This window comes from Bacillus cereus group sp. BceL291, from assembly GCF_051776705.1.
GTDB classification, from domain to species: domain Bacteria; phylum Bacillota; class Bacilli; order Bacillales; family Bacillaceae_G; genus Bacillus_A; species Bacillus_A cereus.
The window spans coordinates 1-416 of the sequence record NZ_JBPWAP010000249.1 but is presented as its reverse complement, the minus strand read 5'-3'; the positions used below and the strand labels follow the sequence as shown (position 1 = coordinate 416).

The following is a 416-nucleotide window of genomic DNA, read 5'->3' as shown; positions in this document are numbered from 1 at the left end:
AAAAGTTGAAATAAAAGATGTTGAAGATTATGTTGGTGGAATCGGTAATCAAACTGTATTACGGAATGTTCTTTGGAAGAATGATACAAAATATTGGATACTTCAATCAGGCACAACAAGAGATACAACCGTTTTATATAAGGGGTGTAATACACTTCGTACAATCTCCACAGGAAATACAGCAGACGTATACAGAGGTGCAACACATGAAGTTATAAATGCCGGACCTGGTTGGAATTACGTTTTTTCTGCATACTTTTATACAGATAATAAGTCTAGCATTGATAATGGTGCGAAAATGGAGTTGAAATGTTTAGATGCAAATGGAAATGTGTTAAAGCAATACGGACAAGAGATTACGTTAACACAAGGAATGTGGGTAAGACATCATGTGTTTGGTCTACTTGTAGAAGGAA

At 35.3% G+C, this 416-nt stretch carries 1 pseudogene; it reads left to right on the top strand.

The annotated features are described in order from the left end of the window. Positions 1–416: pseudogene (locus ACS2CR_RS34440) on the top strand (phage tail spike protein); the annotation flags it as partial.